Raw genomic sequence first — 24,187 nt, forward strand, 5'->3', positions numbered from 1 at the left:
GTGGCAACGCCCGGGGTTTTTTCTTGGCCGGAGCGCCATGTTTGGCAATGGTCGAATCGGCGGCGAACATGCTAAGTCTTGTGGCATGGCACACGCAAACCCCCAGATCAGCCAATCTCAACCCGTGATCCGCCAACTGGACGAGGCCGCGATCAACCGCATTGCCGCTGGCGAAGTCGTGGAGCGGCCCGCCTCGGCGGTCAAAGAGCTGGTGGAAAACGCCATAGATGCAGGCGCGCGGCGGATCGATGTGTCCTATGCGGACGGGGGCAAGACACTCATTCGGGTCACTGATGACGGCTGCGGCATCGCCGCGGCGGACCTGCCGCTTGCGCTGGCGCGGCATGCCACCTCCAAGATCGACGGCACGGACCTTCTGAACATTCACAGTTTCGGCTTTCGCGGTGAGGCGCTGCCGTCTCTTGGCGCCGTCGGGCGGCTCACGATCGCCTCACGGGTGGCGGGCGACACCGCGGCCGAGATCACCGTCTCGGGCGGCCAGATGGGGGCGGTCAAACCGGCGGCGCTGAACAGCGGCACCATCGTCACCCTGCGCGATCTTTTCTATGCCACGCCCGCCCGGCTCAAGTTCATGCGCTCCGACCGGGCCGAGGCACAGGCGATTGCCGATGTGGTCAAACGGCTGGCCATGGCCGAGCCCTTCATCGGCTTCACCCTGCGCGATGTCTCTGATGGCGGCGAGGGGCGCGTGATCTTCCGCGCCGATCCCGCAAGCGGTGCGCTATTCGATGCGCTCCAAGGCCGCCTCGCCCGTATCCTGGGCCGCGATTTCACCGACAACGCGCTGCCGATCCAGGCCGAGCGTGAGGGGCTGATGCTGACCGGATACGCCGCTTTGCCCACCTACTCGCGCGGCAATGCGCTGGCGCAGTATCTCTTCGTCAATGGCCGCCCGGTGCGCGACAAGATGCTGACCGGCGCCCTGCGCGCCGCGTATCGCGATTTTCTCAGCCGCGACCGGCACCCGGTGGCGGCCCTCTTCATCGAATGCGAGCCGAAGCTGGTCGACGTCAACGTCCACCCCGCCAAATCCGAGGTGCGCTTTCGCGATCCGGGTCTGGCGCGCGGGCTGATCGTGTCGGGGCTCAAACATGCGCTGGCCGAGGCGGGGCACCGCTCCTCCTCCACCGTGGCGCACGCCACCCTGGGCGCGATGCGGCCCGAGCCCACCGCCCAGCAGCCGCGCATCTACCAGATGGACCGCCCGGCACCCCGGCCCTCACCGCCGCCAACCCCGGGCTTTGCCGAGATGCAAAGCGCCTATAGCGGGCGCGTCGAAACAAGCGAGGCTGGCACGCAAGAGCCAGACGAGCAGCCCGCCGCAACCCGCCCATTGGGTGCCGCCCGTGCGCAGCTCCACGAGAATTACATCATCGCCCAGACCGAAACCGGCATGGTCATCGTGGACCAGCACGCAGCGCATGAGCGTCTGGTCTACGAAAAACTCAAACACCAGCGCACGGAAAACGGCGTCGCCGCTCAGGCGCTCCTGATCCCCGAGATCGTGGACCTGCCCGCCGAGCATGCCGCGCTCCTGCTCGATCAGTCCGATGACCTCGCTGCCCTGGGCCTCGTGATCGAACCCTTCGGCCCCGGTGCCGTTGCCGTGCGTGAAACCCCTGCCATCCTCGGCCCTGTGGATGCCACCGCCCTGCTCAACGATATCCTCGATGACCTCACCGATCAGGGCGAGACGCATACCGTCGCCTCGCGCATCGACGCCATCCTCAGCCGTGTCGCCTGCCACGGCTCGATCCGCTCGGGCCGCCGGATGCAGGCCGACGAGATGAACGCCTTGCTGCGCGAGATGGAGGCGACGCCCCATTCCGGCCAGTGCAACCACGGGCGGCCCACCTATGTAGAGCTCAAGCTCTCCGACATCGAAAAACTGTTCGGGCGCATATGATCACCATCGGCGACACCACCTATGCCCTCGATGACCCGGCCGTGCTGGCCGTTCTTGCCGCGCTTGCGGTGGTTCTGCTCATGCTTGTGCTGCTTATCATGTCTCTGCGCGCCTCGTCGCGTGCTGCCCGCCTGACCGCGCCGCTGGCGCAGCAACTCACCCATATGGATCAACGCGTGCAAAGCCTCAGTGATGGGCAACACCAGCTTGCGGGCGGGCTCAACCACGTGTCCGAAGCCCAGGCCGCCGCGCAGACAAACATGCTGCAACTGATGGAGCAGCGGCTGGCCCAGGTCTCGAACCAGATGACCGAGAACCTGCAAGGCTCCGCCCGCCGCACGGCGCATTCGCTGGGAGAGTTGCAGGAGAGGCTCGCCACCATCGACAAGGCGCAGGAAAACATCACCAAGCTTTCGGGCGATGTGCTGACGCTTCAGGATATCCTGAGCAACAAGCAGACGCGCGGCGCCTTTGGCGAGATCCAGCTGACCGATATCGTCTCCAAGGCCCTGCCCAAGGACAGCTATGCGCTGCAAGCCACGCTGTCGAACGGCAAGCGCGCCGATTGCCTCATTCACCTGCCCAACCCGCCGGGGCCGATCTGCATCGACAGCAAGTTCCCTCTGGAGGCTTACGAGGCGCTGCGCAACGCCAGCACCGACTGGGAGGCCAACGAGGCCGGCAAAGCCCTGCGCACGGCGGTCAAGAAACACATCAGGGACATATCCGAGAAGTACATTCTCGACGGCGAAACCGCCGATGGCGCGCTGATGTTCCTGCCCTCCGAGGCGGTCTATGCCGAACTGCACGCCAATTTCCCCGACCTGGTGCGCGAGGGCTTTGCCGCGCGGGTCTGGATCGTGTCGCCCACCACCTGCATGGCCACGCTCAACACCATGCGCGCCATCCTCAAAGACGCCCGCATGCGCGAACAGGCGGGCGCCATCCGCCGCGAACTGGGCCTTCTCTTTGCCGATGTGGAACGGCTGGGCACACGGGTGGAAAACCTCGACCGGCATTTCGGACAGGCCGCGAAAGACATCTCCGACATCAAGATTTCCGCCGACAAGGCCGGCCGACGGGCCCGGCGGCTCGACAATTTCGATTTCGAGGAACTGGCCCCGGAAACCGATGCCACCGTGGTGAAACTCACCAAAGACACCTGAAAATCCTTGCTCCTGCCCGGCGGATGCCTCTACCCTTGCCCCAAGGCCCGTGGTTTTGGGCCAAGATAGTCATTGCACACAGAACAAGGGAATTGAGGGACATGAGAGGTATTCTGTCTGTACTATTGATCGTGCTCGCGGGCTTTGCCACGGCACAATCCTACCCCGAGCCGAGCGAACTTTCGGTCAACGACTTCGCCGGGATCATTGGCGACGAAGCCGAAGAGCGGCTCACCAAAACGCTTGATGCTCTGCGCGAGGAAACCGAGGTCGAACTGGTGGTGCTCACGCTGTCACGCCAGGACATGTTCGCGCCGGACCTGTCGCTCAAGGAGTTTGGCCGCGGGATCTTCGACGAATGGGGCATCGGAAACAAGAAACGCGATGACGGCATTCTCGTGCTGGTGCTGCGCGCTGATCAGGCCATGCGGATCACCCTTGGCAAAGGCTATGGAAACAAGGCCGACAAGGCCGCGGACAAGTCGGTCGACCGCAGCTTTCTGCCGTCTTTCAAGGATGGCAATTACGAACAGGGGATCGAGACCGGCGTCGATGACCTGATTGCCAATCTGGTGCGCCCGCATGTGGCCAAGCTTGTCGAGGACGGTGTCATCACCGCAGCGGCAGACGACACAGGCAGCAGCGACGCGGCGAGCAGCGATGCGGCCTCGACGAGCTCAGACAGCGCGGCCAGCGACACCACCTCCACCACCACGGCCAGCGAGCAGTCCAGCGCCACCGCTTCAAGCCCTCCCAAGGAAGACGGCAAAGGCGGCGGGCTCTCCATTCTGCTCTGGATCGGCGGCGGCATTGCCGCACTCATCGCGTTTTTCACCTTCAAGAGCAAAACCCGCAAATGCCCCTCCTGCGGCGCGCGTGGCACGCTCAAGACCGCAACAAACACACTGGAGCATCCCACCGAGGAGAGATCCGGCAAGGGCGAACGGATCACCACCTGCGAGAAATGCGACTATCGTGACGTCGACACCTACACGATCTCGAAACTGGAGAAGAAAGAGCCCGAACCGGACCCGGAGCCCGAGCCGAAGGATTTCAGCGGCGGCGAGGCTGGAAAGAAAGGCTCGACCGGCAAGTGGTGAGCCGTCAAAGGCTCATCTCCTAATTCGTCATCGCTCGCCAAATGTCCGGTTTGAGCCCACCCTGTAAGTTCGACTTTGTCGCTGCGCGCGCACGCAGCTTGAGGAGTACTGTACCAGTGCAAATATTTTGCCTCCGCGCAGCTATCGAAGCTGCAATTCGCACGAACTGCAGCATTTGCCCGAGAGGAATGGGTGACGACAACCTGTCCAGAAAAGCAGAACAATTTCAGTCGAAACGAATGTTGTGCCTGAGGCGGTGAATGGCGAACCGACAATGACTGAGCTAGCAAGCCGGTTCGACGTTCTTTCTCCGACAGGATGCTGACAATCTGTTCGTCCATGAAATTCGTTCGTATCCTTGTTCGTCCGTAGGCTGGGTCGGTCCCCGCTCAAAGGAGGAGACCTAATCCTGTATCAAGTCAGTGTATAAGGCTTCCGAAGCTTTTCAATAGCCGCGCACCCCCCGCTACGACAAAGGCTGCCAGAAGCGCTTTCACCACGTCACCGAGCAGAAAGGGTACTGCGCCGACCATAATAGCGCTGGACAGATCAAGCGGAGTGACCAACCAAAGACCAAGAACTCCTGGCACATAAAGCACAGTCGCTGGGACAAATGCCGCGACCGAAAGCCGTAACACACCGCCCGAAAGCCCGCGTTCTACCAACCAACCCGTCAGGAAGGCCATGGCAACGAATCCAAACAGGAAGCCTGATGTTGGCCCGAACAGCTTGACCAACCCGGCGCCGCCGTTCGCAAATACCGGAAAGCCAAGAGCGCCCTGTGCCAGATAGGCCAGCACCGTGAACGCAGCAAGCCGCGTTCCAAATGTCAGGCCGATCAGCGAGATAGCAAGGGTTTGCAAGGTCATTGGAACAGGAAACATTGGGATCGAAATCTGTGCTGCGATCGCAATCATGGCCGAACCAACAAGCACCAAAGCCATATTTTTTGAGCCCGTACTCAGAGCCGATAAGGACATCATCTTTGCTTCCTCAGTCATACTAATTTCCTTCCTCATTCTTCGGAGTTACCTTCTTTTTCGTCTCGTTTTCACACGGCTATTGGACACCACCGAAACAGATGTATTTGATTTCAAGGTAGTCTTCCGTGCCGTATTTTGAGCCCTCACGGCCGAGGCCCGACTGCTTCACACCACCGAAGGGTGCAACCTCTGTCGAAATCAGACCCGTGTTGATCCCGACCATTCCAACTTCCAATTGCTCGGCCACCCGCCAGATCCGGCGGATGTCATTGGCAAAAAAATACCCCGCAAGCCCGAACTCGCTTTCATTGGCCAATTCGACAACCTCGTCCTCTGTTTCAAAGCGAAACAGCGGTGCAACAGGACCAAAGGTTTCTTCGTTCGCCACCAGCATTTCAGAGGTCATTCCGGCAAGAACAGTTGGAGCGAAAAAATTGCCCCCCAGCTCATGACGTTTGCCACCTGTTACAATGCTTGCTCCTTTAGCCGCTGCATCGGCGATATGAGCCTCGGTTTTGGAAAGAGCTGCCTCATTGATCATCGGGCCAATAACTATGCCTTCCGTCAAACCGTCGCCAACCGCAAAACCTGCAACGCGCGCCGCCAGCTTTTGGGAAAATTCGTCATACACTGCGCTTTGAACATAGATTCTGTTGGCGCAAACGCACGTCTGGCCAGCATTGCGGAACTTGGCGATTACCGCACCTTCAACCGCAGCAACGACATCGGCATCATCGAAAACAATAAATGGCGCATTTCCACCGAGCTCCAGTGACATCTTCTTTATGGTCGGAGCGCATTGTTCCATCAGAATCTGGCCGACTCTTGTCGACCCCGTAAACGTAATCTTGGAGACTTTTGGGTTGGCGCATATCTCTTTGCCGATTCTGGCTGCATCCGAGCTCGGAACGACATTGAAAACACCCGCGGGAACCCCTGCACGCTCGGCCAAGACTGCCATTGCGAGCGCTGAAAGGGGCGTAAACTCTGCGGGTCGGGCAACGAAGGTACAACCGACTGCGAGAGCAGGACCGACCTTGCGCGCAATCATGGCATTTGGAAAATTCCACGGGGTAATCGACCCCACAACACCTATCGGCTGTTTGATCACAACGATCCGCTTGTCACGTTGATGGCCCGGGATAACATCGCCGTAGATACGCTTGGCCTCTTCAGCGAACCATTCGATGAAGGACGCTCCATACAAGATTTCTCCGCGCGCCTCAGAGAGCGGCTTCCCCATTTCTGCGGTCAGAATACGGGCGAGATCATCGGCGTTTTTGACCAACAGCTCGAACCAACGCCTTAATACAGCACTGCGCTCTTTTCCTGTTTGGAGCGCCCAATCCTTTTTTGCTAGATAGGCGGAGTCAATGGCATGTTTGGTTTCTGCCACCCCAAGGTCCGCAACATTTGCTATCAGCTCGCCTGTTGACGGGTTATGGACTGGAAACGTTTCCTTTCCCATGGTCCATTCTCCGCCGACGTAGGCTCGCGTTTCCAAAAGAGAGGTATCATTGAGCTCAAGCATGCAATGTGCCTTTTTGAGAACCACTTTTACCGGCCATTTCTACTTATTCTCCGCTCAGGATCATGCGGTAGCGCATCTGATCGAAGATCACGGCGAGGATCAGCAGGGCACCGAGGAGCACCATCTGCATGTAGGAGCTGACCTGTGCGAGGTTCATGCCGTTCTGGACAAGCACGATGAAGAAGGCCCCAAGGACAACGTTTTCCACTCGACCGATGCCGCCTCTGAGCGACACGCCCGCGATTACACAGGCCGCGATTGATTCCAGAGCAATCGTGCTGCCGAGGTTGGCTTCGCCCGACTCGACGCGCGCTGTGAGCAGCAAACCAGTCAATGACGCGATCAGGGCACAGATCACATAAGCCATCATTAAAGTGCGCTTGGTGTTGATCGCCGAAAGATGGGCCGCTTTGATGTTGCCGCCGACGGCATAGACCTGGGTGCCGAGGCGTGTCCGGGACATGAAGAGCCACATGACGATGATACAGATGGCCGCGATGATCACCGGAATAGGAACCCCAAAGAGCCTGCCGAACCCGAAGGTGTCTCCAAAGGCGAAGGGCAGTCCCGAAACCGGAACCCCACCCGTCAGGAAGAGCGCGAGGCCCGCGCCGACAGAGGAAACACCCAGTGTCATGATGAACGGGGAAACATCGAAATAGGCAATGCCGACACCGTTGATCAGACCGACAGAGATTGCAGCCGCAAAGCCCATGAAAGCACCAAGGGTGATGGCGAGCCAAATCGCGTCAGGGAAAATTCCGGCGAGCCAGAACATGCCGAGCGCGGAGACCACCGACGTCAAGGCAATCGAGGTGCCAACGGACAAGTCGAAGCCGCCCGAAATGAGAACCAGCATCTGTCCCATCGATACCAGAACCAGGTAGACCGATTGCCGGGCGACGTTGACGAGGTTTTGCAAGCTGAGGAACTTGTCGGACAGTGCGGTGAAGATGATCAGTGCGCCCACCAGAAAGAATGGCAGAACGCCAACCTTGATGAAGGTTTTGCGGATGGAATCGAAGGCCCCGGTTTTTCTAGCTTCTGTCGTCATTGTTTTGCTCCGGTTTCGTCGAAGAAGAATTTGAGAACTTGCTCTTCGGTCATGTCGTCACCGCTCAGCTCTGCCGAGATGTGGCCATGCGCCAGAACAATCATTCGATGGGAGAGGTTCATGACCTCGGGCAGGTCGGAAGAGATCACGACCACGGCTTTGCCGGATTCGGCCAATTCCTTGATCAGAAGGTAGAGTGCCGCGCGGGTGCCCATGTCGACACCAACCGTGGGCTCATCAAAGATGATGATGTCGGCATTCTGGCCAAAGCATTTGCCAAACAGAACCTTCTGTTGGTTGCCGCCAGAAAGCTGGGACACCGGCTTGTTGCGATAACCCTCGTGCAACTCCACATGGTCCGAGATCGTTGCGGCTTCGGCGTTGACTTCGGACCATTTTACCAGTTGGCCGTCACCGCTAACCTTGTCCCCCATGACAAGATTGATCGCGAGATTGTCCTTGGACGGTTTGGCGAGGTCGAGCCCTTCCCCCTTCCGGTCCGGTGAAAGGTAGTAGATGCCTTCCTTGATGATGTCGCGCGTCGGCGCATGACTGATGTCCTTGCCGCGCATTTTCACCGTGCCTCGCACGCGGGTGGTCAAGCCCATGACAGTGCGGAAAAGGCGCGACTTGCCGGACCCCACAAGACCCGCAACGCCCAGGACTTCGCCCGCCCGCACCTCGAAGGAGGCATCATGAATGCCTACTGCTCTGAGGCCCTCGACGGTCAGTAGGACTTCCCCGGTCCCCTTTTCGATCTTGGGATAAATCTCGTCGATCGCTCGCCCGGTCATCATTTCGACCAGCGCATCTTCGTTGGTTTCGATCATATCGACAGTACCAATTTTGGCACCGTCGCGCAGAACCGTGACCCGGTTTGCAATGCGCGAAAATTCCTGGATGCGGTGCGAAATGTAGATGATGCCAACACCCTTGGCCTTGAGCTCGTTTACGAACTCAAAGAGGTGGTCGACTTCTTTGTCCGTGAGTGATGCCGTCGGCTCATCCAGAATGAGCACCTTGAGATCGCCGTGAAAGGCCTTGGTAATCTCGACCATCTGTTGCTGTGCCCGCGACAGGTGCGAGGTGGTCTCATTCGGATCGATATCGAACCCCAGCTCGAGAAGCATTTCATGTGCGCGTTTACGCATGGTGCGATGGTCGATGAAAGGACCCTTCGTGGGCTCCCAGCCCAGGAAGATATTCTGTGCCACAGTCAGGGTCGGTATCAGCGAGAATTCCTGAAAGACAGTGTAGATGCCCTTGCCTTGGGCATCGGCGACGCTGTCGAATTTCATTTCCTGACCATCAAGGACAACGCAGCCTTGTGACGGAGTGTTCGCGCCTGCGAGCATTGAAATCAGCGTCGATTTCCCGGCACCATTCTCACCAAAGAGAACGTGTACTTCGCCCGAATGAAGGTCGAAATCGACAGCATTGAGGGCAAGGACGCCGGGGTATTGTTTTGTGAGCGCTCTGGTTTCGATGAGTGGTTGTGCTGACATGTCAGTCTCCCAAAAAATGCGGGCCAGTGGGACAGGCCCAGACCGGCCCGCAGTCCAACAGGGAGGAGGTTAGTTGGACACAGAGAAGACGGGCGAGAACCCTTCCGGCGGAAGGATATTGGTGCGCTCGACGTCTCCAATGTTTTCAGGATCAACCACGAAGATCTTCGGACCCACGTGTTTGATGTAGTCTTTGCCTTCGAGGATGCGGACCGCCTGATCGATTGCGATCCGGCCCTGAACCACCATGCTGTCAGCAGGTGCCGCGAGGATGAAGCCGCGCTGGATGCCCGTGAAGACGCCTGGCGTCATGTAGAAGGCCAGAAGATCGACTTTCCCTTGCAGGCCGCGCTCACGAATGAGACCCTGCGCTGCTTCAGCGGTCACAGCTGTGCCGGCGAGGTAACGAACATCCGGGTTGGCTTGCAGAACATCTTCAACGAGTTTCAGCTGAGTTTCTTTGCCGGTATCGCCGAAGCGAGGCTCGAGAACTTCGACAGCAGAGCCTTCAACGGCTTCCAAAAAACCTGCATGGGCAGCTTCGACCCAACCAGCGCCAGCGGGCCCAGGGAACCAACCGACTTTGACGGGCTCAGTGCCAGCAGGATGTTTCGCGGCAAGGTAAGCGCCGGTTTCTTGGCCCATGACCTTAAATGAAACCAGAGACTTGGCCGCAATATCACTCGATGACACCCCGTTGATCACGTCAATGACCGGAATACCGTTTCCGGCAACTTCACCGATCACATTGTTGAGGCCTTCATACGAAATTGCACCAACGACCACGGCATCCGCACCGCCCGAAACGCAGTCTTCGATCTGACTGATTTGTTTGGCCAACTCGGTGTAGCCACCAGCTTCAACTACGTTGAGGTTTACGCCCAGACGCTTCGCTTCATCGACCACGCCATAGTCAACGCCGAGCCAGTATGCGTCTTTCATGTGCGGGAAAGACACACAGATGTTCCACGCTTTTTCAGCGGATGCCAGCGCTTCATAGGTGACATCTTTCACTTCACCGTCTGCTGAAAAGGCCGGAGTGACCTCTTCGGCTGGGTAAGGGAACCATGCACGTTCCGCAATCGCACTCGCTGGGATGGCAGCACTCAATACCAGTGCTGTGGCAGTATTCAGGGCAAGTTTCATTGTTCTGACCTCCTTGTCAGTTGTTTTCGTTAGAAGCGATTTTTCGCGCTTTCTGGGTGGGCTTGCGTTTCCTAGCCGAGTTCTTCTCTTATTTTTGCAAGCATGCTTCTGCGTTCCTTGCGGGCTTCAAGCGCCTGGTTCATGTCCACTTTCTCGAACTTGACCGGCGTGTGAGGCTGAAGCTGCCCGATCAAATCCATGTCCGCGGAAATGATGGCGCCTAAGGTAAAGTACCCCCCACCAGACACAGCATCTCGGTGGAGCACGATCGGTTCGGTTCCGCCAGGCACCTGAATAGAACCATAGGAATAACACCCATCGACAATGTTGGATGGATCAGATCCTGCCCCAAAGGGCTGTTCGCGCTCAACGAATTCCAGCGGACGGCCACCTTTAAAACGATAGCCCATCCGATCCGCCTCAGGCGCCACTTCCCACTCATCCTCGAAGAACCCGGCGCCAGATTCATCCGTCAGGCGATGCCAGTACAGCCCGGGAAGGACGCGCAAACTGGCGGGAGTTCCAGGCTTGCGGCGCAGATTTTCCGGCACTGTACGGCCGGCGCCGGGCCCTCTCGAATCCCCAGTAGGCAGCTCATCGCCAGCTTGGATCGCGCGGCCTTCAATGCCCCCAAGGGAACCGATTGGGTATGTGGACCGGCTACCCAACGCCTCAGGGGTGGTGATCCCGCCGCTCACGGCAATGTAGATGCGCGCACCTGATTGCAGGAAGTCGAAGCTGAGCGTTTGGCCGACATTGATCTCAAATGACGACCATGGGTCTTGAAGTTCGCCATCCACCTTAATGGGGATATTTGCTCCGGTTACCGCGACTGTCGCACTTTTTGTAAACTCAATTTGTGGCCCCATAAATACAGCCTCTAGACAAGCAGCGCCTTCGTCGTTGCCGACAAGCATGTTTGCTGCTCGCAAAGCATAGCGGTCCATTGCCCCACTGAGCGGTATTCCCAGATGGAAATAGCCGATACGCCCAAGGTCCTGAATGGAGGTCGCAAGACCTGAGTTTTTGATCTTAAGCGTCATTGAGGGCCTCCAACATCTTAGCATTGGTGCCGCGCATGTCGGCATTGAATTCGTCGAGATCAAATTCAACCTCAGCGATCCGCGGCTCGTATGTGCCGTCTTCAACCGCTGCAACAACGGCGTCATATTCAGCACGATCGATCGGCTTCCATTTCACGATGTCGCCGGGCTTGAAGAACACCATGAAGTCTTTCAAATGAGCGACTTTCTGTTCCGCATCATAGATTGGCATCGGCGTGATTCCGAACATCTGATATCCGCCCGCGCCGCGCACAGAGTAGATGCACGAAAAGCAGCCTCCGTAGCCCACAGTCTGTTTGGGAGTATCTGTCCTCGGCCTGAGATACTTGGGAACCTCCAGCTGTTTGCCCCGCTCAACGAGCTGGTAAAGGAACGGCAGCCCTGCCACGAAACCAACCATCGAGACGAACCAAGGTTGAGAATGATGTGCCTCAATAAAGGCATCGACAGATTCAAAGCCATTGATCTCAGCGGCATAGTCAAGATCAGTTCCATCCGGATTTTGGTGACGTTCCCGAAACCGCATCAGCGTCTCGTGTGTCCAAGGGTCCTGATAGTAGACTGGGATTTCAATAATCCGTGTCTTCATGCGCTTCTCTGCCAACTCGGCCTTGTGCTCCAGTTCCTTAACTTTCGCCATGATATCGTCAGGAGAGATCACATCTGGGTCAAAGCGAACTTGGAAAGACGCATTCGCAGGACAGATTTCGGTAACACCTGCGATATTGGCGTCGCGCACTGCATTGCTCATTGAAAGAGACTTGAAAAACGCATCGAGGGACATTTCATCATCCATCTCGACATAGACGTGCTCGTCGCCTCCAAATGTGTATCTGGTTTTCATAGTGACTTCCTCACGTGTTCTCGGGCTTCAAGTTTCCGGCTTCCAACCACGGCTCGAGCCATTGCGTATGGAAGTCGCCAGATGCGACGCTTGGGTCTTTCGCCAAAGCCTTGTGGAGAGGGATGGTTGTTTTAAGCCCGTTGATTTCGAGGTCTTCAAGCGCAACGGCCATTTTCGAGATCGCTTCTTCGCGGTCTTTACCGTGAACGATGAGCTTGCCGATCAAAGAGTCATAGAAGGGTGGGATTTGATAACCCTCATAAAGGAAATGATCGAAGCGGACACCTTCGCCTTCTGGCATCTTCAAGCTCTCAACCTTCCCGGGCCACGGCAGGAACTGCATGAAAGGATCTTCAGCGTTGAGGCGAACTTCGATGGCATGGCCAGATCTCTTGATCTGATCCTGGCTCACACTCAGTGGCGCACCGCCACATACGAGGATCATTTCCCGAACAAGATCGAAACCAGTGATCATCTCGGTTACGGGATGTTCTACCTGGATGCGTGTGTTCATCTCGATGAAGAAAAACTCTTTAGTGCTTGCTTCATAAAGATACTCAAGCGTGCCAGCACCGCGATAATTCACGGATTCTGCAAGAGCGACGGCGGCCATGCACAGGTTTTCCCGTGTTTCTTCGTCGAGACAGTCTGCCCCGGCTTCTTCCCACACTTTTTGACGGCGACGTTGCAGAGAGCACTCACGCTCATAGAAGTGGACGGCCTTGTCACCATCGCCGACAATCTGAACCTCGATATGTCGTGGCGATTTCACTGAACGCTCGACATAGAGCCCACCATCGCCAAACGCGGCGACAGCCTCTTGTTGTGCCTGCGGAGCCAATATCCTGAGTTCGTCTTCCGTTTGAGCGATACGGATCCCCTTACCGCCACCACCTGCTGCGGCCTTAACCATGACCGGATAGCCAACTTTTGCCGCAACCTCGACGGCCTCGTCGACCGAACCGATCCGTCCCTTGGAGCCCGGCACAACAGGCACACCAGCAGCTTCTGCCGCTTGGCGCGCGGCAACCTTGTCGCCCATACGCTCGATCGTGGTGGCCGAAGGCCCAACAAATTTCATGCCTGCTTGCTCGACAGCTCTCGCAAACTCTGGGCTCTCGGACAGAAAGCCGTAACCGGGGTGTACAGCATCAGCAGATTCTTCGATTGCCGCCGCGACCACTCTATTGACGTCAAGATATGATTCCGTCGCCTTGGCTGGGCCGATGCAGACCGTCTCATCAGCCAATTTGACGGCAAGCATGTCGGCGTCGGCCTCTGAATAGGCCTGGATCGTTGTTATTCCGAGTTCTTTTGCGGCAACAATGATGCGAACGGCGATCTCGCCCCGGTTTGCAATGAAGAGACGTTCAATGCTCATGTCATTCCGCCACTTCAGCAAGAGCCTGCGCCGCCATGACGGGAAGACCATCCTCAGCGATGTACGCTGTGAACGTTCCCGCAAACTCTGCCTTGATCTCGATGAAAGTTTTCATCACTTCGACCAGACCAAGAACGTCTCCGACGACAACAGCATCGCCGGGTGCCTTGTATGGAGCTGCCTCGGGAGACGGCTTGACATAGAAAGTTCCCGGAAGTGGCGAAAGGACTTGAGACATACGATTGGTCTCCCTCTTGTTCTGAAAGCCCCAGCACGATTGCGTCAGGTGCTACTTAAATTTCCGCGTCGTCATCTCGATTCAAAATACGGGGATCCCATATCCTTGCTCGCCTCTGAAACGATCTCGGCGTCGAACAACCTTACGGTCAGGTTTGCATCGAAAGCCTGGACATACGGCACCAGACACTTGTCGATATAGTTTTGCGCATTTTCCTTGGAATCGAATTCATAGAACCCGCCAACCGAATTCGTGTTCACACCACTCAGCCAAGTTTTTGACTTCAATCCGGGGAAGGATTTCATTTCCTCATGAATTGGCGGCAAGTCCATCTCGCTGAACGGAAACGAGATTTGATACTCCGCGTATAGAAAAACCCGAGACATCAGGATTTACCCCCTGTTTGATATTTCGTTCCAAAAGCCATTCAAGAGGCCAACGCTTCTTTCAGCGCCCTGGCAGCTTCGATCGCCCCGGGCGTGTCCGAGTGAACGCAGATGATGTCGAAATCGATCTTCACATCCTTGCCATCAACGGTGTCGACAACGCCCTGCTCGACGGCCTTCAGACAGCGGCTGACAACCTGTTCTGGAGTAACTTTCGGGGGATTGCGCGCGATGATCAGCTCACCGTTTCCACGATAGTTCAGGTCCGCATAAAGTTCGGCGACAAAAGGAACACCGCGCTCCTTGTAAACCCGTTCGTGGCCCGTGTTTGCCATGCCATAAAGCGACGTGTTGAAAATCTCGGCCACATCTGCAACCGCATGTGCAGTCTCGTCATCGCGCGCGGCTACTCCGTAAAGCGCTCCATGCGGTTTGATGTGGTTCAACGGCATGTCGTACATGTCCAAGAACCCCTTGAGTGCAGAAACCTGATAGATGATCAGATCACGCAATTCTTCGCGCCCGATCTTCATCTCGCGACGACCAAAGCCCTGCGGGTCAGGGAACGAAGGATGAGCACCGACAAGCACGTTGTTAGCCTTCGCCAGCTTGACGGTTTCGTGCATCACAACAGGGTCTGAAGCATGAAAACCGCACGCGACATTCGCAACAGAAATTTGCTTCATCATTTCCGCATCATCGCAAACTTTATAGATGGAATAGCCTTCACCCATGTCGCAGTTGATCTTCATTTCACACCTACTTTCGTTAGAGATTTCCTGAACACTCCCACTCAAAGACTTTGAGCACAATTTCTTTATTCTTGTTTGAGAATTCGATTTTAGTTGATTTATGATGGCAGCCTCGTAGGCTGTGAGAAGCCCCTAAAGGAGGGTTCGAGCCTTGATTTCTCTTCGCCAGATAAAGTACTTCATCACCGTCTGTCAGGTAATGAAAATCAATGAGGCTGCCGCCCAACTCAACGTCTCGGCTTCGGCGGTTAGCAGTGCATTGAAAGACCTTCAGGAACAGGTCGGAACGCCGCTTCTAGAGCGGCATAGACGAGGCGTTTTACCAACGCCGGCAGGAAAACGATTTCTGCAACACTGCAACTCCATAATGGCCTCGGTCACGATGGCGATGGAAGACACTCCGAAAAACAAACCGAAGATATCAGGCAAATTGAAGTTGGGGGTCACAGTCACGATTGCAGGGTATTTTCTGAGCACCCCCCTGTCCCGCTTTATTAGGGCAAATCGCGGTATCGACATCGAAATTCACGAGTATGAGCGCGAAACACTCGAGGAAATGGTCATTTCTGGCGAATTGGATGTCGCGCTTATGTTGGTTTCCAACTTGCACAACAAAGCCCAAATAAAGCATGAAACACTGGTGCGCTCGAGGCGCCGTTTGTGGGTTCAGGCGGGGCACCGGCTGACCCAGAAACCCGAGATAACCTTGGAAGATGTCGCGCGGGAACCCTACATCCAGTTGCTTGTCGATGAGGCGCAGACAACGACCCAAACCTATTGGGAAAAACACGGTCTTGTGCCAAAGACTATCTTTGAAACGACATCTGTTGAGGCCATCCGCAGTCAGATCGCGATCGGTCGGGGAGTGACCATTCTCTCCGATATGCTCTATCGTTCCTGGTCGCTGGATGCTGAACGGATCGAAAGCATCACTCTCGCGAATGACATCCCGACCATGGATATTGGCATTATTCGAAGTGCAGACCGCAAGCTCACAGGGCCGGCCCGTGTCTTTTTCGACTATTGCAAGTCCGAGGTTGCCTTCCGGAAATCCTGAAGCATTCCTACTCCGAGGGACGGCTTTCCATCATACTTGGACGCTGGGAAAACGTTTTGACCCATGTGTCCAGCCTTGGGCATCTCAGGCGCCACTCATGCGAATACCGATAGTCGATGTATTCGAGCGTACACGCCGCCACGATCTGTTCGAGACGGAAATTGCCCTCGGTCGTTTCTTGTGCGTGCGCTTCTAGGAAATCCAGAGACCGGTTCATCCGAACCCGCAGTTTTTCGATGTTGGCCTCGCTCCGTTCATTTTCCGGCAGTATGATTGACATACGATAGTGCAGGCACGCTTCAGTTAGACCCAGAAACAGCGAGATCCGCGACATCTGAGCGAAATCGTCGCCCGGCGAAAACGATGACTTTCCCGAAATGGCGTCGAAGTAGGCAAAAATCGTGCGGCTGTCAAAGATCGCCGTTTTCCCATCTATGACGAGTGTTGGAATTTGGCGCAGTGGATTGAACTCGTCCAAAAATTCAGCGCTGTAGACGTCAATGGTCCGACTTTCAAAGGCGATACCAAGTTCTGTTCCCACGACCTGGGCCATGCGGGCGAAAGGCGATGTCGGCCCGGTGAAAAGCACGAGCGCCGGGGATTTTTCTGTCATGTTCAATTTAGAATCTCATACTAACAGCTTGCGATTTTCCCCGCATTCAGGCTTTCCAATGGACCCGAATGCGGAGGTCGTGTCGATCAAGGTCGGTTTACAGAAGCCGGATGCAGCATATTTAGGCGCTGCCCCAGAAATTCGAGAAAGGCCTCATCGTTAACGGCATGGGCAAGAGAACTTGGGCCATTAAACGCCATCAACTGTTGGTCGATCGCATCACGCAACGAACCTTTTATCTGCGAACCTGCTGCGGTCTCCGCCATTGCCGTATTCGGCAAAACCAATGGCATACTTGCAGCCGCGATACCGGCAACAAAAAGACCTTGGAAGCACATCCGCCTGGAAAGTTGTTCGGAGGCCTTTTGTACGAGCGGATTTTCGTGGGATTTGTTATACGCTGTCATATTCACTTCCTCTTGTTTGACATACGAGGTCGGGCCTCTCCGAGATCGAAGATGCATGCCTCTGATACCTGGCTCTTGGGCTGAGTGAGGCGCGCTCTAGGCGCCTCCCATTTATCCGTTCAGCAAATCGTTGATCGCGTCATCGATGAATTTCTGGTCATCCGGATTGAACGGTGCGAAATGCCCAAGGATCGACGGGATCACCCTCAGCTCAGCATTTTTCATGGCCGCAACCTCGGCCTCGGAATCGACTGGTGGGAAATACTGGTCGGTAGCGGAAGGCAATACGATTGCCTTAGCCTTGATGGCTGCCAACGCCTTGGCAATATCACCGCCATAAGCTGGTTGCGCGCTGATATCGCCATGCAGCCATGTCCAGATTTGCGAGATCAGATTGTTGGCGTCACGCGCCGCGAAATAAGCCTCCCAAAAATCCACAAGGAAATCATCGAGTGTGTCATGGCCAAAGGCACGGAAAACCTCTTTGCGATAGAACTCTTCCGACATGCCCCACCCCGCATAGATCTGGGCCATCACCCGCATTCCAGACAAGGGTGGAACATCGCCATAGTAACCGCCCTTGTAAGCTGGATCGCTGACCATTGCCTTGCGAATGGATTTCAGGAACAACTCGTTGTAGACGGCTGTCTTTGCAGAACAGGCTACAGGCGCGATGGCCTTGACCATGTCGGGATACTGCGCAGCCCACTGATAGGCCTGCGTGCCCCCCATAGACCAGCTGGCAACCAGCAAAATTTCGGTGATGCCGAACTTTTCGGTCAGCAGACGGTGCTGGAAGCTGACATTATCATAATAAGTGACATGCGGGAAACGAACAAACTCCTGCGGCGCGGGTGTATTGCTGGGAGAAGATGATTCACCCATCCCGAACAGTGCCGGAATCACGATAAAATGCTTATCTGGATCGATCGCGCGCCCTTTTCCTATAAAGATCGGCGGTACATCATCAATGTATCCGGTGAACCATGTCGGACAGACAACAACGTTGTCTTTTGCCTCGTTGAGCGTGCCCATGGTCTTAAAGGCCAGCTTTGCATTGGGTATCGTGCTTCCTTTTTGGAGCGCAACATTCCCCAGTTCGAAGATTTCATAAGATGCCATTTTCTTTTCCCTGTGAGTGGTTCTTCGTTCTTGCTTGAGCGTGAGCCCCGTTTGAGGCCGTCTTGTTTACAAGGTTACAGTGGGTCAAAAGCTTTCTAAAATATTGGTTTCTAAAATTTGAATCCGGAAAAATAGATGCCAGGGCGCGAGGGTGCAAGAACTGGCTTAAAGGATCAGAATGGCGCGGAAATCGTTCACATTGGTGAGGGTTGGGCCGGTGATCACCTGATTGCCTAACACCTCGAAAAACCGATGCGCATCGTTGTTGGCAAGTGCAGCTACTGGATCCGATCCGAGCGCAAGGGCGCGGGACAATGAGTCTGGGGCGATGTAGGCGCCAGCGACCTCGGCCGAGCCATCTACCCCGTCGGTGTCGCAAGCCAGAGCGTAGATGCCGTCCGCCCCATCAAATTCCATAGCCAGTGCCAAGCAATATTCCGCATTGGGGCCGCCGACACCTGTCCCTGTTCTTGTCACGGTTAACTCTCCACCGGACAGAAGCAAAAGAGGCGGATCGCCGAGCTGGCGCTCAGATTTGAGCCTTAGGGCGAGCTCAGCCTGCTCATGGGCAAACACGCGCGCTTCTCCCTCTAGTGCATCCCCCAGCACCTTGACATCAAACCCTTTGGCCCGCGCAAGCTCTGCCGCGGCTGCAAGCGATTGCGAGGGGGCAGCAATAACTCGGTTTTCCACACGCGAAACGCCGGCATCATCCGGCGCGATTACCGTGTTAGATTGCATCAGTTTCAAGCGTATACTCTCAGGTACTTTTATATTCCATCGGGCAAGCAACGCGCGCGCATCCGCTGGTGCGGTTCCATCCCCCACCGTCGGGCCAGACCCGATCTGAGCTGGGTCATCCCCCGGCACATCCGAAATCATCAAGCTCAGCATCTCTGCCGGATAGGCCGCGGCGGCCAGTTTACCCCCCTTAACCGCAGACATATGCTTGCGAACAATATTCATCTGTCCGATTGGCGCACCCGAGGTCAGAAGCGCGGTGTGGACAGCTTGCTTATCGGCAAGCGTCACCTCTTCGCTACCCTGCACCAAGAGCGACGATGCCCCGCCCGAGATCAACGCGAGCACAAAATCCCCCTCGCCAAGCCCCTTCAAAAGCTCCAGCATGCGCTTAGTGGCAGCCTCGCCGGCCTCATCCGGTACCGGATGTGCCGCTTCGACAATTTCGATCCCTTCGCAGGGACGCGCATAGCCATACCGCGTGATCACCAGCCCTTCGCAAGGGCCCCAGACAGCCTCAACCGCCTCGGCCATGCGAGCCGAAGCCTTGCCAGCCCCGATAACAACGACACGGCCAGGCGGCCGCGCTGGCAAATGCGCCGCAAGCGCCCGCATCGGATCGGCCACCGCAACAGCGCGGTCAAAAAGAGACCGCAGAAAAACATGTGGAGCCAATTCGCCCTGAATGCTCATGCTGCACTCATACGCTCGCGCTCGCGCTGCACCATGCCAAAAAGGTCGCGCGGGTCGTCAGGATCGGCGACCATGTCTAGCATATGGCAAAAACGGCCCTGCGAGACCTTGTCGCGCAGCCAGCGCAGGGCGGAAAAATCTTCGATGGCAAACCCGACACCATCAAACAGGGTAATCTGTTGCGCGTCATCCGTACGGCCCGGCTTTTCCCCCGTCATCACCTGCCACAATTCGGTGATCGGAAAATCCTCGGGCATTTGCTGAATTTCACCCTCAATGCGGGTCTGTTCCGGATATTCAACAAATACGTCCGAACGCATAACGATATCGCGGTGCAGTTCGGTCTTTCCGGGGCAATCGCCACCGATGCCGTTGATATGCACGCCCGCCCCGACCATGTTGTCGCTGAGCACCGTGGCGTTCTTCTTGTCTGCAGTGCAGGTAGTGATGATCTGTGCACCCAATATAGCTTCTTCAGGAGTGGCGCATTTGATCACCGTCATGCCCGACCCTGCCAGATTGCGTGCGCATTTTTCGGTCGCCTTCGGATCGACGTCGAACAGGCGCACCGTAGAAATGCCACAGACCGTTTTCAGCGCCAGCGCCTGAAACTCGGCCTGCGCGCCGTTGCCGATCATGGCCATTGTCGTGGCTCCCTTGGGGGCAAGGTATTTCGTCGCCAGGGCTGAAGTCGCCGCCGTGCGCAGAGCGGTCAGGATCGTCATTTCGGCAAACAACAGCGGATAGCCAGTGTCGACCGAGGCCAGCACCCCGAATGCCGTGACGGTTTGGAGACCGTCCTTCATGTTCTTGGGGTGCCCGTTCACATATTTAAAGCCGTATTCGATGCCGTCAGAGGTGGGCATCAGCTCGATCACACCTTCATGCGAATGCGAGGCCACGCGAGGCGTCTTGTCAAACAAAGGCCAGCGGCGGAAGTCTTCTTCCAGATAGGTTTCAATTTCCGCAATACAGGTTTCGGTCCCAATCTCGAGGATCAGGCGCATCATGTTCTGAACGCTGACAAAGGGGATCAAGGCAAGGTCGGATGCCGACATGTTAATATTCCTCGGGATAGTTAGCACTAGTGGCCGATGATCTGACTGAGGAACGCCTGCGTGCGTTCGTTTTGCGGGTTGTTGAAGAAAGCACTGGGTTCGTTTTCTTCCACGATGCGGCCTTGATCCATAAAGATCACACGGTTGGCCACCGCCTGGGCGAAGCCCATTTCATGAGTAACGCAGAGCATGGTCATGCCCTCTTCGGCCAATTCGACCATGGTATCGAGCACCTCCTTGATCATTTCGGGATCAAGCGCCGAGGTGGGCTCGTCGAAAAGCATTATGCGCGGCTTCATGCAAAGCGCCCGCGCGATGGCTACGCGTTGCTGCTGACCACCCGACAACTGGCCGGGGTATTTGCCAGCCTGATCGGGAATTTTCACCTTCTCAAGATAGCGCATCGCCGTTGCTTCGGCTTCCTCGCGCGGGGTCTTACGCGCCAGCATTGGCGCGAGCGTGCAGTTTTCAAGGATGGTCAGATGCGGAAACAGATTGAAATGCTGAAAGCACATTCCGATTTCCGAGCGTACCTTATCGATGTTCTTGAGGTCCGAGGTCAGTTCCACCCCATCGATCACGATACGGCCTTCCTGATGCTCTTCCAGACGGTTGAGACACCGGATCAGCGTCGATTTGCCCGAACCCGAAGGCCCGCAAATCACAATCCGCTCGCCACGCCGCACTTGCAGATCAATGTCATGCAGTACTTGGAAAGCACCATAGAATTTGCTCATATTTTCGATCTCGATAACCACCTCGTCGCTCACGTGCATTTGGCTGTGGTCGATATCGCGATCTATCGCAGTGGCAGACATGGCGGTGTTCCTTCCAATGTGAGTGATGCGCCGCTCGCCTGAAAGCCAGCTTGCGCCAAGTAGGGTGAGGTCATTGCGGTCGCCAGAGCACGATAATCAGGGCGAAACCGGATTTCGTCACCAATGGTCAAATCGCTGACATCGGTGGTATCGACAATCAAATGATCGCTGGAATACCCAACGATCGAAACGCCGCTGGTGAGAGGGGACAGACCGCCAATCTCACAATCAACTGCCCCGACGTTCAGCACCCCAAGTTGTCTTGGCTCTGTCAGCTCAACATCAACCTGCTGACCGAATGCATTGCGTCCACGCACAGCGTACGGTCTGGGGGCCTTCAGCTTGAGCTCGATGACCTGCGCCACCAGATCGAAACAGTCCCCACGCATGTGGGTAAGCGTTTGACCGTGGGCCGTTTCGCGCCCCAGGAAAAGGCTTTCTCCAAGACGCAGATAATTGATTTTGCTTGGCAAACCCGGATTAAGAAGCAACGAAAGTGCACTGGAATTGCCCGCAGAGATATAGCGTAAGGGGTGTCCAATCGTGGCTTCAATCTGATTGGCCAAGGCGACAAGCTCGGCCATATTGCTCGGGTCTGGCAACACCCCCAGATTACAGGCCAAATTCGTGCCGATACCGATGATGTCGACGTTTTCCGTGGCCATGACAGCACGGGTAAGACTGAGCAAATCCTCAGGCGGAACACCTTCGCGCAAATCACCCAGATCGACCATAAGAACGACCTGAAGGCATTCTCCCAGTTTAGCTTTGGCAGTGGCCAGTGCGCGGATCGTTTCAATCTCGGATAGCAGGAATATGTCAGCCAACCGCGCCGCTTCGGCCACCTCGCCCATGGCGGGTGCGCGTAGCAACATGACCGGCGCGTCAATACCACCTGCGCGCAGCCGTGCTATATTGTCGAGGCGTGCATCCGCCAGCGTGCAGATACCGTTGTCCAGCATAAGGCTAGCAATGTATGGGTTGCCACCGATGGCCTTGGTCACGCCAGATACCGCAATTCCATGCGCGGCACATAGCTTTGCCAAATGCGCAAAATTTTGCTGCAGAGCATCGGTGTCAAACTCGATGCGCGGTCCAGATATTGTGTTGATATCAAGCATCGATCTGATCCAACGGAAAAACCGGACGCCGCAGACGTTCGTAGTGTCGACGCGTCACATCGGGGGAACACAGGCCCCCAGCATCGACGACCAGCACTTCGCTGGCGATCGGTTCAAATGCCGCGCGGAAATGCTGCATGGATTTCACCACCAGCACGCTTTTTTCCATCGGGTCGATCCCGACACTGCAAAATTGGTTCAGATCGTGCATCTGCAAGGGGTTGGACGTGATCAACACATCAACACCTGCAACCCGGAAGCAAACGCTCGGCCCCATATCAGCAGCCACGCCCGCCAGCATCGGCCCCTCGAAAGTCAGGCTGCCATTGGATACCGCCCGCACTTCGCCAGTCAGTTTCAGCGGGCCACCACCGGCCGATGGATCGCTTTTGCCTCCAACCCATAGCGTCACAACACCGCCAACACCCGCTTCGATGAGCGTTTCGGCAGCTTTAGCATCAATCAGCGCGCCGAGGGCTGCATTCTCAATCCCCGCCTCCAGCAAGGCAGACAGGAGCGCCGTGCAATCGCCATAGCCACCACCCCCCGGATTGTCAGAAAAGTCCGCAACCACAACCGGTTTGCTCGAGAGTTTGTGCCCCTTGAGTTTAGCTATCGCCTCGTCCAGAGACATCGGAAGCGTCCAGTCATTGCGAAAGCTCCAGATCAAGTCGCACAACCTGCGCGCCGTTTGCGCGGCTGCCGATTCTGCATTGTCATGGCACACCAAAACGCTTGGCCCTGCGGCGAAAACATCGGAATCGGTAAAGCCTGCGTTGACAGAAACGTGCAAAAGCCCTGGTGCTTGAGCCTCCTCGGCAGCAGCCTCAAGTATGCGGCACATGGGGCCATCATCGGTCGTGCGCCCGTCGTCGCAACCTACGAGCATGGGCGGGCGGTCAACTAAGAGGCTCGGCTTGATCTCGCGCCCCATCGCCCGGTGCAACAAATCGCAGGCCTCGCCCGCGCGTGCGGCCATATCCACATGCGGATAGGTGCGATAACTGACGGCGATTTGCGCATGTTCGGCAAGCTCGTCAGAAACGTTTGCGTGCAGGTCCAATGTCACCGCAACGGGTATTTCGCTGCCGACCTCGGCTCGAATTTCTCTCAGAAATTGGCTCTCGCCGTCCTGATCGCTTTCTGTCACCATGGCGCCGTGCAGCGCAACGAACACGCCGTCAAGCGTGCCACCCTCTTCAAGCAAACGACACGCTTCTTCTGTGATCTCACGTCGCGCGATTTCACTCACAGGACCACCTGGATTGGCATGGGCGGCAAGTATCGGCACGACCTCCCACCCCATACGCGCGGCGGCCTCGATCGCACCGCCGATCTCGGACCCTGTGCCGCGCAACTGCTCCAGCATCTCGGCCCCGCGCACATAGCGCGAATTCTGAAAATCCTGAATGCCGGTCGTTTTCACCGTGAACGTATTGCTCTCATGGGCAAACTCGATCAAGGCCACGCGAAACACCAC

At 56.5% G+C, this 24,187-nt stretch carries 23 protein-coding genes; 4 read left to right on the forward strand and 19 right to left on the reverse strand.

What is annotated here, in order from left to right:
* Window positions 1-85: 85 nt before the first annotated feature.
* The 3 genes from mutL (at window position 86) to EI983_RS15420 (ending at window position 4,193) form a co-directional block, all read left to right on the forward strand.
* Window positions 86-1,927: a DNA mismatch repair endonuclease MutL gene (mutL, locus tag EI983_RS15410; protein ID WP_157708243.1), complete on the forward strand. Its 1,842-nt coding sequence runs from the start codon at window positions 86-88 to the stop codon at window positions 1,925-1,927.
* Window positions 1,924-3,093 carry a DNA recombination protein RmuC gene (locus EI983_RS15415; protein ID WP_157708244.1) on the forward strand — a complete coding sequence of 390 codons (1,170 nt, stop codon included), beginning with the start codon at window positions 1,924-1,926 and terminating at the stop codon, window positions 3,091-3,093. The genes mutL and EI983_RS15415 overlap by 4 nt, the downstream gene beginning before the upstream one ends.
* A gap of 101 nt (window positions 3,094-3,194) precedes the next feature.
* Complete coding sequence (locus tag EI983_RS15420) at window positions 3,195-4,193, forward strand: TPM domain-containing protein (protein WP_157708245.1); 999 nt, start codon at window positions 3,195-3,197, stop codon at window positions 4,191-4,193.
* A 419-nt stretch (window positions 4,194-4,612) separates the two neighbouring features.
* Here the strand turns inward: EI983_RS15420 and EI983_RS15425 are convergent, their stop codons facing one another.
* The 11 genes from EI983_RS15425 to pxpA all read right to left on the reverse strand — a co-directional run bounded on the left by EI983_RS15425 (window position 4,613) and on the right by pxpA (window position 15,077).
* Window positions 4,613-5,194, reverse strand: a complete 582-nt coding sequence (locus tag EI983_RS15425) for a biotin transporter BioY (protein WP_246162208.1) — start codon at window positions 5,192-5,194, stop codon at window positions 4,613-4,615.
* A gap of 58 nt (window positions 5,195-5,252) precedes the next feature.
* Window positions 5,253-6,707 carry an NAD-dependent succinate-semialdehyde dehydrogenase gene (locus EI983_RS15430; protein ID WP_157708246.1) on the reverse strand — a complete coding sequence of 485 codons (1,455 nt, stop codon included), beginning with the start codon at window positions 6,705-6,707 and terminating at the stop codon, window positions 5,253-5,255.
* A gap of 43 nt (window positions 6,708-6,750) precedes the next feature.
* Entirely contained in the window at window positions 6,751-7,761 is a 1,011-nt protein-coding gene (locus EI983_RS15435) for an ABC transporter permease (protein WP_157708247.1), read from the reverse strand.
* Window positions 7,758-9,266 (reverse strand): sugar ABC transporter ATP-binding protein, encoded by a 1,509-nt coding sequence (locus tag EI983_RS15440; RefSeq protein WP_157708248.1) that lies wholly within the window; start codon window positions 9,264-9,266, stop codon window positions 7,758-7,760. Before EI983_RS15440 ends, EI983_RS15435 begins: the two co-directional genes overlap by 4 nt.
* Before the next feature lie 69 nt (window positions 9,267-9,335).
* On the reverse strand, window positions 9,336-10,412 hold the full coding sequence (gene torT / locus EI983_RS15445) for a TMAO reductase system periplasmic protein TorT (protein WP_157708249.1): 1,077 nt from the start codon (window positions 10,410-10,412) through the stop codon (window positions 9,336-9,338).
* Between the two features lie 71 nt (window positions 10,413-10,483).
* Window positions 10,484-11,455, reverse strand: a complete 972-nt coding sequence (locus tag EI983_RS15450) for a 5-oxoprolinase subunit C family protein (RefSeq protein ID WP_157708250.1) — start codon at window positions 11,453-11,455, stop codon at window positions 10,484-10,486.
* Window positions 11,445-12,320, reverse strand: coding sequence for a 5-oxoprolinase subunit B family protein (locus EI983_RS15455; protein WP_157708251.1), 876 nt, complete (start codon window positions 12,318-12,320; stop codon window positions 11,445-11,447). Before EI983_RS15455 ends, EI983_RS15450 begins: the two co-directional genes overlap by 11 nt.
* Window positions 12,321-12,330: 10 nt before the next feature.
* Window positions 12,331-13,701 carry an acetyl-CoA carboxylase biotin carboxylase subunit gene (locus tag EI983_RS15460; RefSeq protein WP_157708252.1) on the reverse strand — a complete coding sequence of 457 codons (1,371 nt, stop codon included), beginning with the start codon at window positions 13,699-13,701 and terminating at the stop codon, window positions 12,331-12,333.
* Window position 13,702: 1 nt separating this feature from the next.
* Complete coding sequence (locus tag EI983_RS15465) at window positions 13,703-13,939, reverse strand: acetyl-CoA carboxylase (RefSeq protein ID WP_157708253.1); 237 nt, start codon at window positions 13,937-13,939, stop codon at window positions 13,703-13,705.
* Window positions 13,940-14,010: 71 nt separating this feature from the next.
* Window positions 14,011-14,325, reverse strand: coding sequence for a YdhR family protein (locus EI983_RS15470; RefSeq protein WP_157708254.1), 315 nt, complete (start codon window positions 14,323-14,325; stop codon window positions 14,011-14,013).
* Window positions 14,326-14,366: 41 nt separating this feature from the next.
* Window positions 14,367-15,077: a 5-oxoprolinase subunit PxpA gene (gene pxpA, locus EI983_RS15475; RefSeq protein WP_157708255.1), complete on the reverse strand. Its 711-nt coding sequence runs from the start codon at window positions 15,075-15,077 to the stop codon at window positions 14,367-14,369.
* 151 nt (window positions 15,078-15,228) lie between these two features.
* Between pxpA and EI983_RS15480 the strand changes: the two genes are divergently transcribed.
* Window positions 15,229-16,134 carry a LysR family transcriptional regulator gene (locus EI983_RS15480; RefSeq protein ID WP_157708256.1) on the forward strand — a complete coding sequence of 302 codons (906 nt, stop codon included), beginning with the start codon at window positions 15,229-15,231 and terminating at the stop codon, window positions 16,132-16,134.
* Window positions 16,135-16,141: 7 nt separating this feature from the next.
* Here EI983_RS15480 and EI983_RS15485 read toward each other — a convergent pair whose 3' ends face one another.
* The 8 genes from EI983_RS15485 to EI983_RS15520 all read right to left on the reverse strand — a co-directional run bounded on the left by EI983_RS15485 (window position 16,142) and on the right by EI983_RS15520 (window position 24,187).
* The gene (locus EI983_RS15485) at window positions 16,142-16,747 is read right to left on the reverse strand and encodes a glutathione S-transferase family protein (protein WP_157708257.1); all 606 of its coding nucleotides are present in this window, start codon (window positions 16,745-16,747) and stop codon (window positions 16,142-16,144) included.
* A gap of 86 nt (window positions 16,748-16,833) precedes the next feature.
* Window positions 16,834-17,154 carry a hypothetical protein gene (locus EI983_RS15490; RefSeq protein WP_157708258.1) on the reverse strand — a complete coding sequence of 107 codons (321 nt, stop codon included), beginning with the start codon at window positions 17,152-17,154 and terminating at the stop codon, window positions 16,834-16,836.
* 111 nt (window positions 17,155-17,265) lie between these two features.
* Window positions 17,266-18,276, reverse strand: a complete 1,011-nt coding sequence (locus EI983_RS15495) for an alpha/beta fold hydrolase (RefSeq protein WP_157708259.1) — start codon at window positions 18,274-18,276, stop codon at window positions 17,266-17,268.
* Window positions 18,277-18,441: 165 nt separating this feature from the next.
* Complete coding sequence (locus EI983_RS15500; RefSeq protein WP_157708260.1) at window positions 18,442-19,710, reverse strand: glycerate kinase type-2 family protein; 1,269 nt, start codon at window positions 19,708-19,710, stop codon at window positions 18,442-18,444.
* Window positions 19,707-20,768, reverse strand: coding sequence for an ornithine cyclodeaminase (locus tag EI983_RS15505; protein ID WP_157709121.1), 1,062 nt, complete (start codon window positions 20,766-20,768; stop codon window positions 19,707-19,709). The genes EI983_RS15500 and EI983_RS15505 overlap by 4 nt, the downstream gene beginning before the upstream one ends.
* Window positions 20,769-20,794: 26 nt before the next feature.
* Window positions 20,795-21,586: an amino acid ABC transporter ATP-binding protein gene (locus tag EI983_RS15510; RefSeq protein ID WP_157708261.1), complete on the reverse strand. Its 792-nt coding sequence runs from the start codon at window positions 21,584-21,586 to the stop codon at window positions 20,795-20,797.
* Entirely contained in the window at window positions 21,568-22,707 is a 1,140-nt protein-coding gene (locus EI983_RS15515; protein WP_157708262.1) for an alanine racemase, read from the reverse strand. The genes EI983_RS15510 and EI983_RS15515 overlap by 19 nt, the downstream gene beginning before the upstream one ends.
* Complete coding sequence (locus EI983_RS15520) at window positions 22,700-24,187, reverse strand: M81 family metallopeptidase (protein WP_157708263.1); 1,488 nt, start codon at window positions 24,185-24,187, stop codon at window positions 22,700-22,702. Before EI983_RS15520 ends, EI983_RS15515 begins: the two co-directional genes overlap by 8 nt.

Source organism: Roseovarius faecimaris (assembly GCF_009762325.1).
GTDB classification, from domain to species: domain Bacteria; phylum Pseudomonadota; class Alphaproteobacteria; order Rhodobacterales; family Rhodobacteraceae; genus Roseovarius; species Roseovarius faecimaris.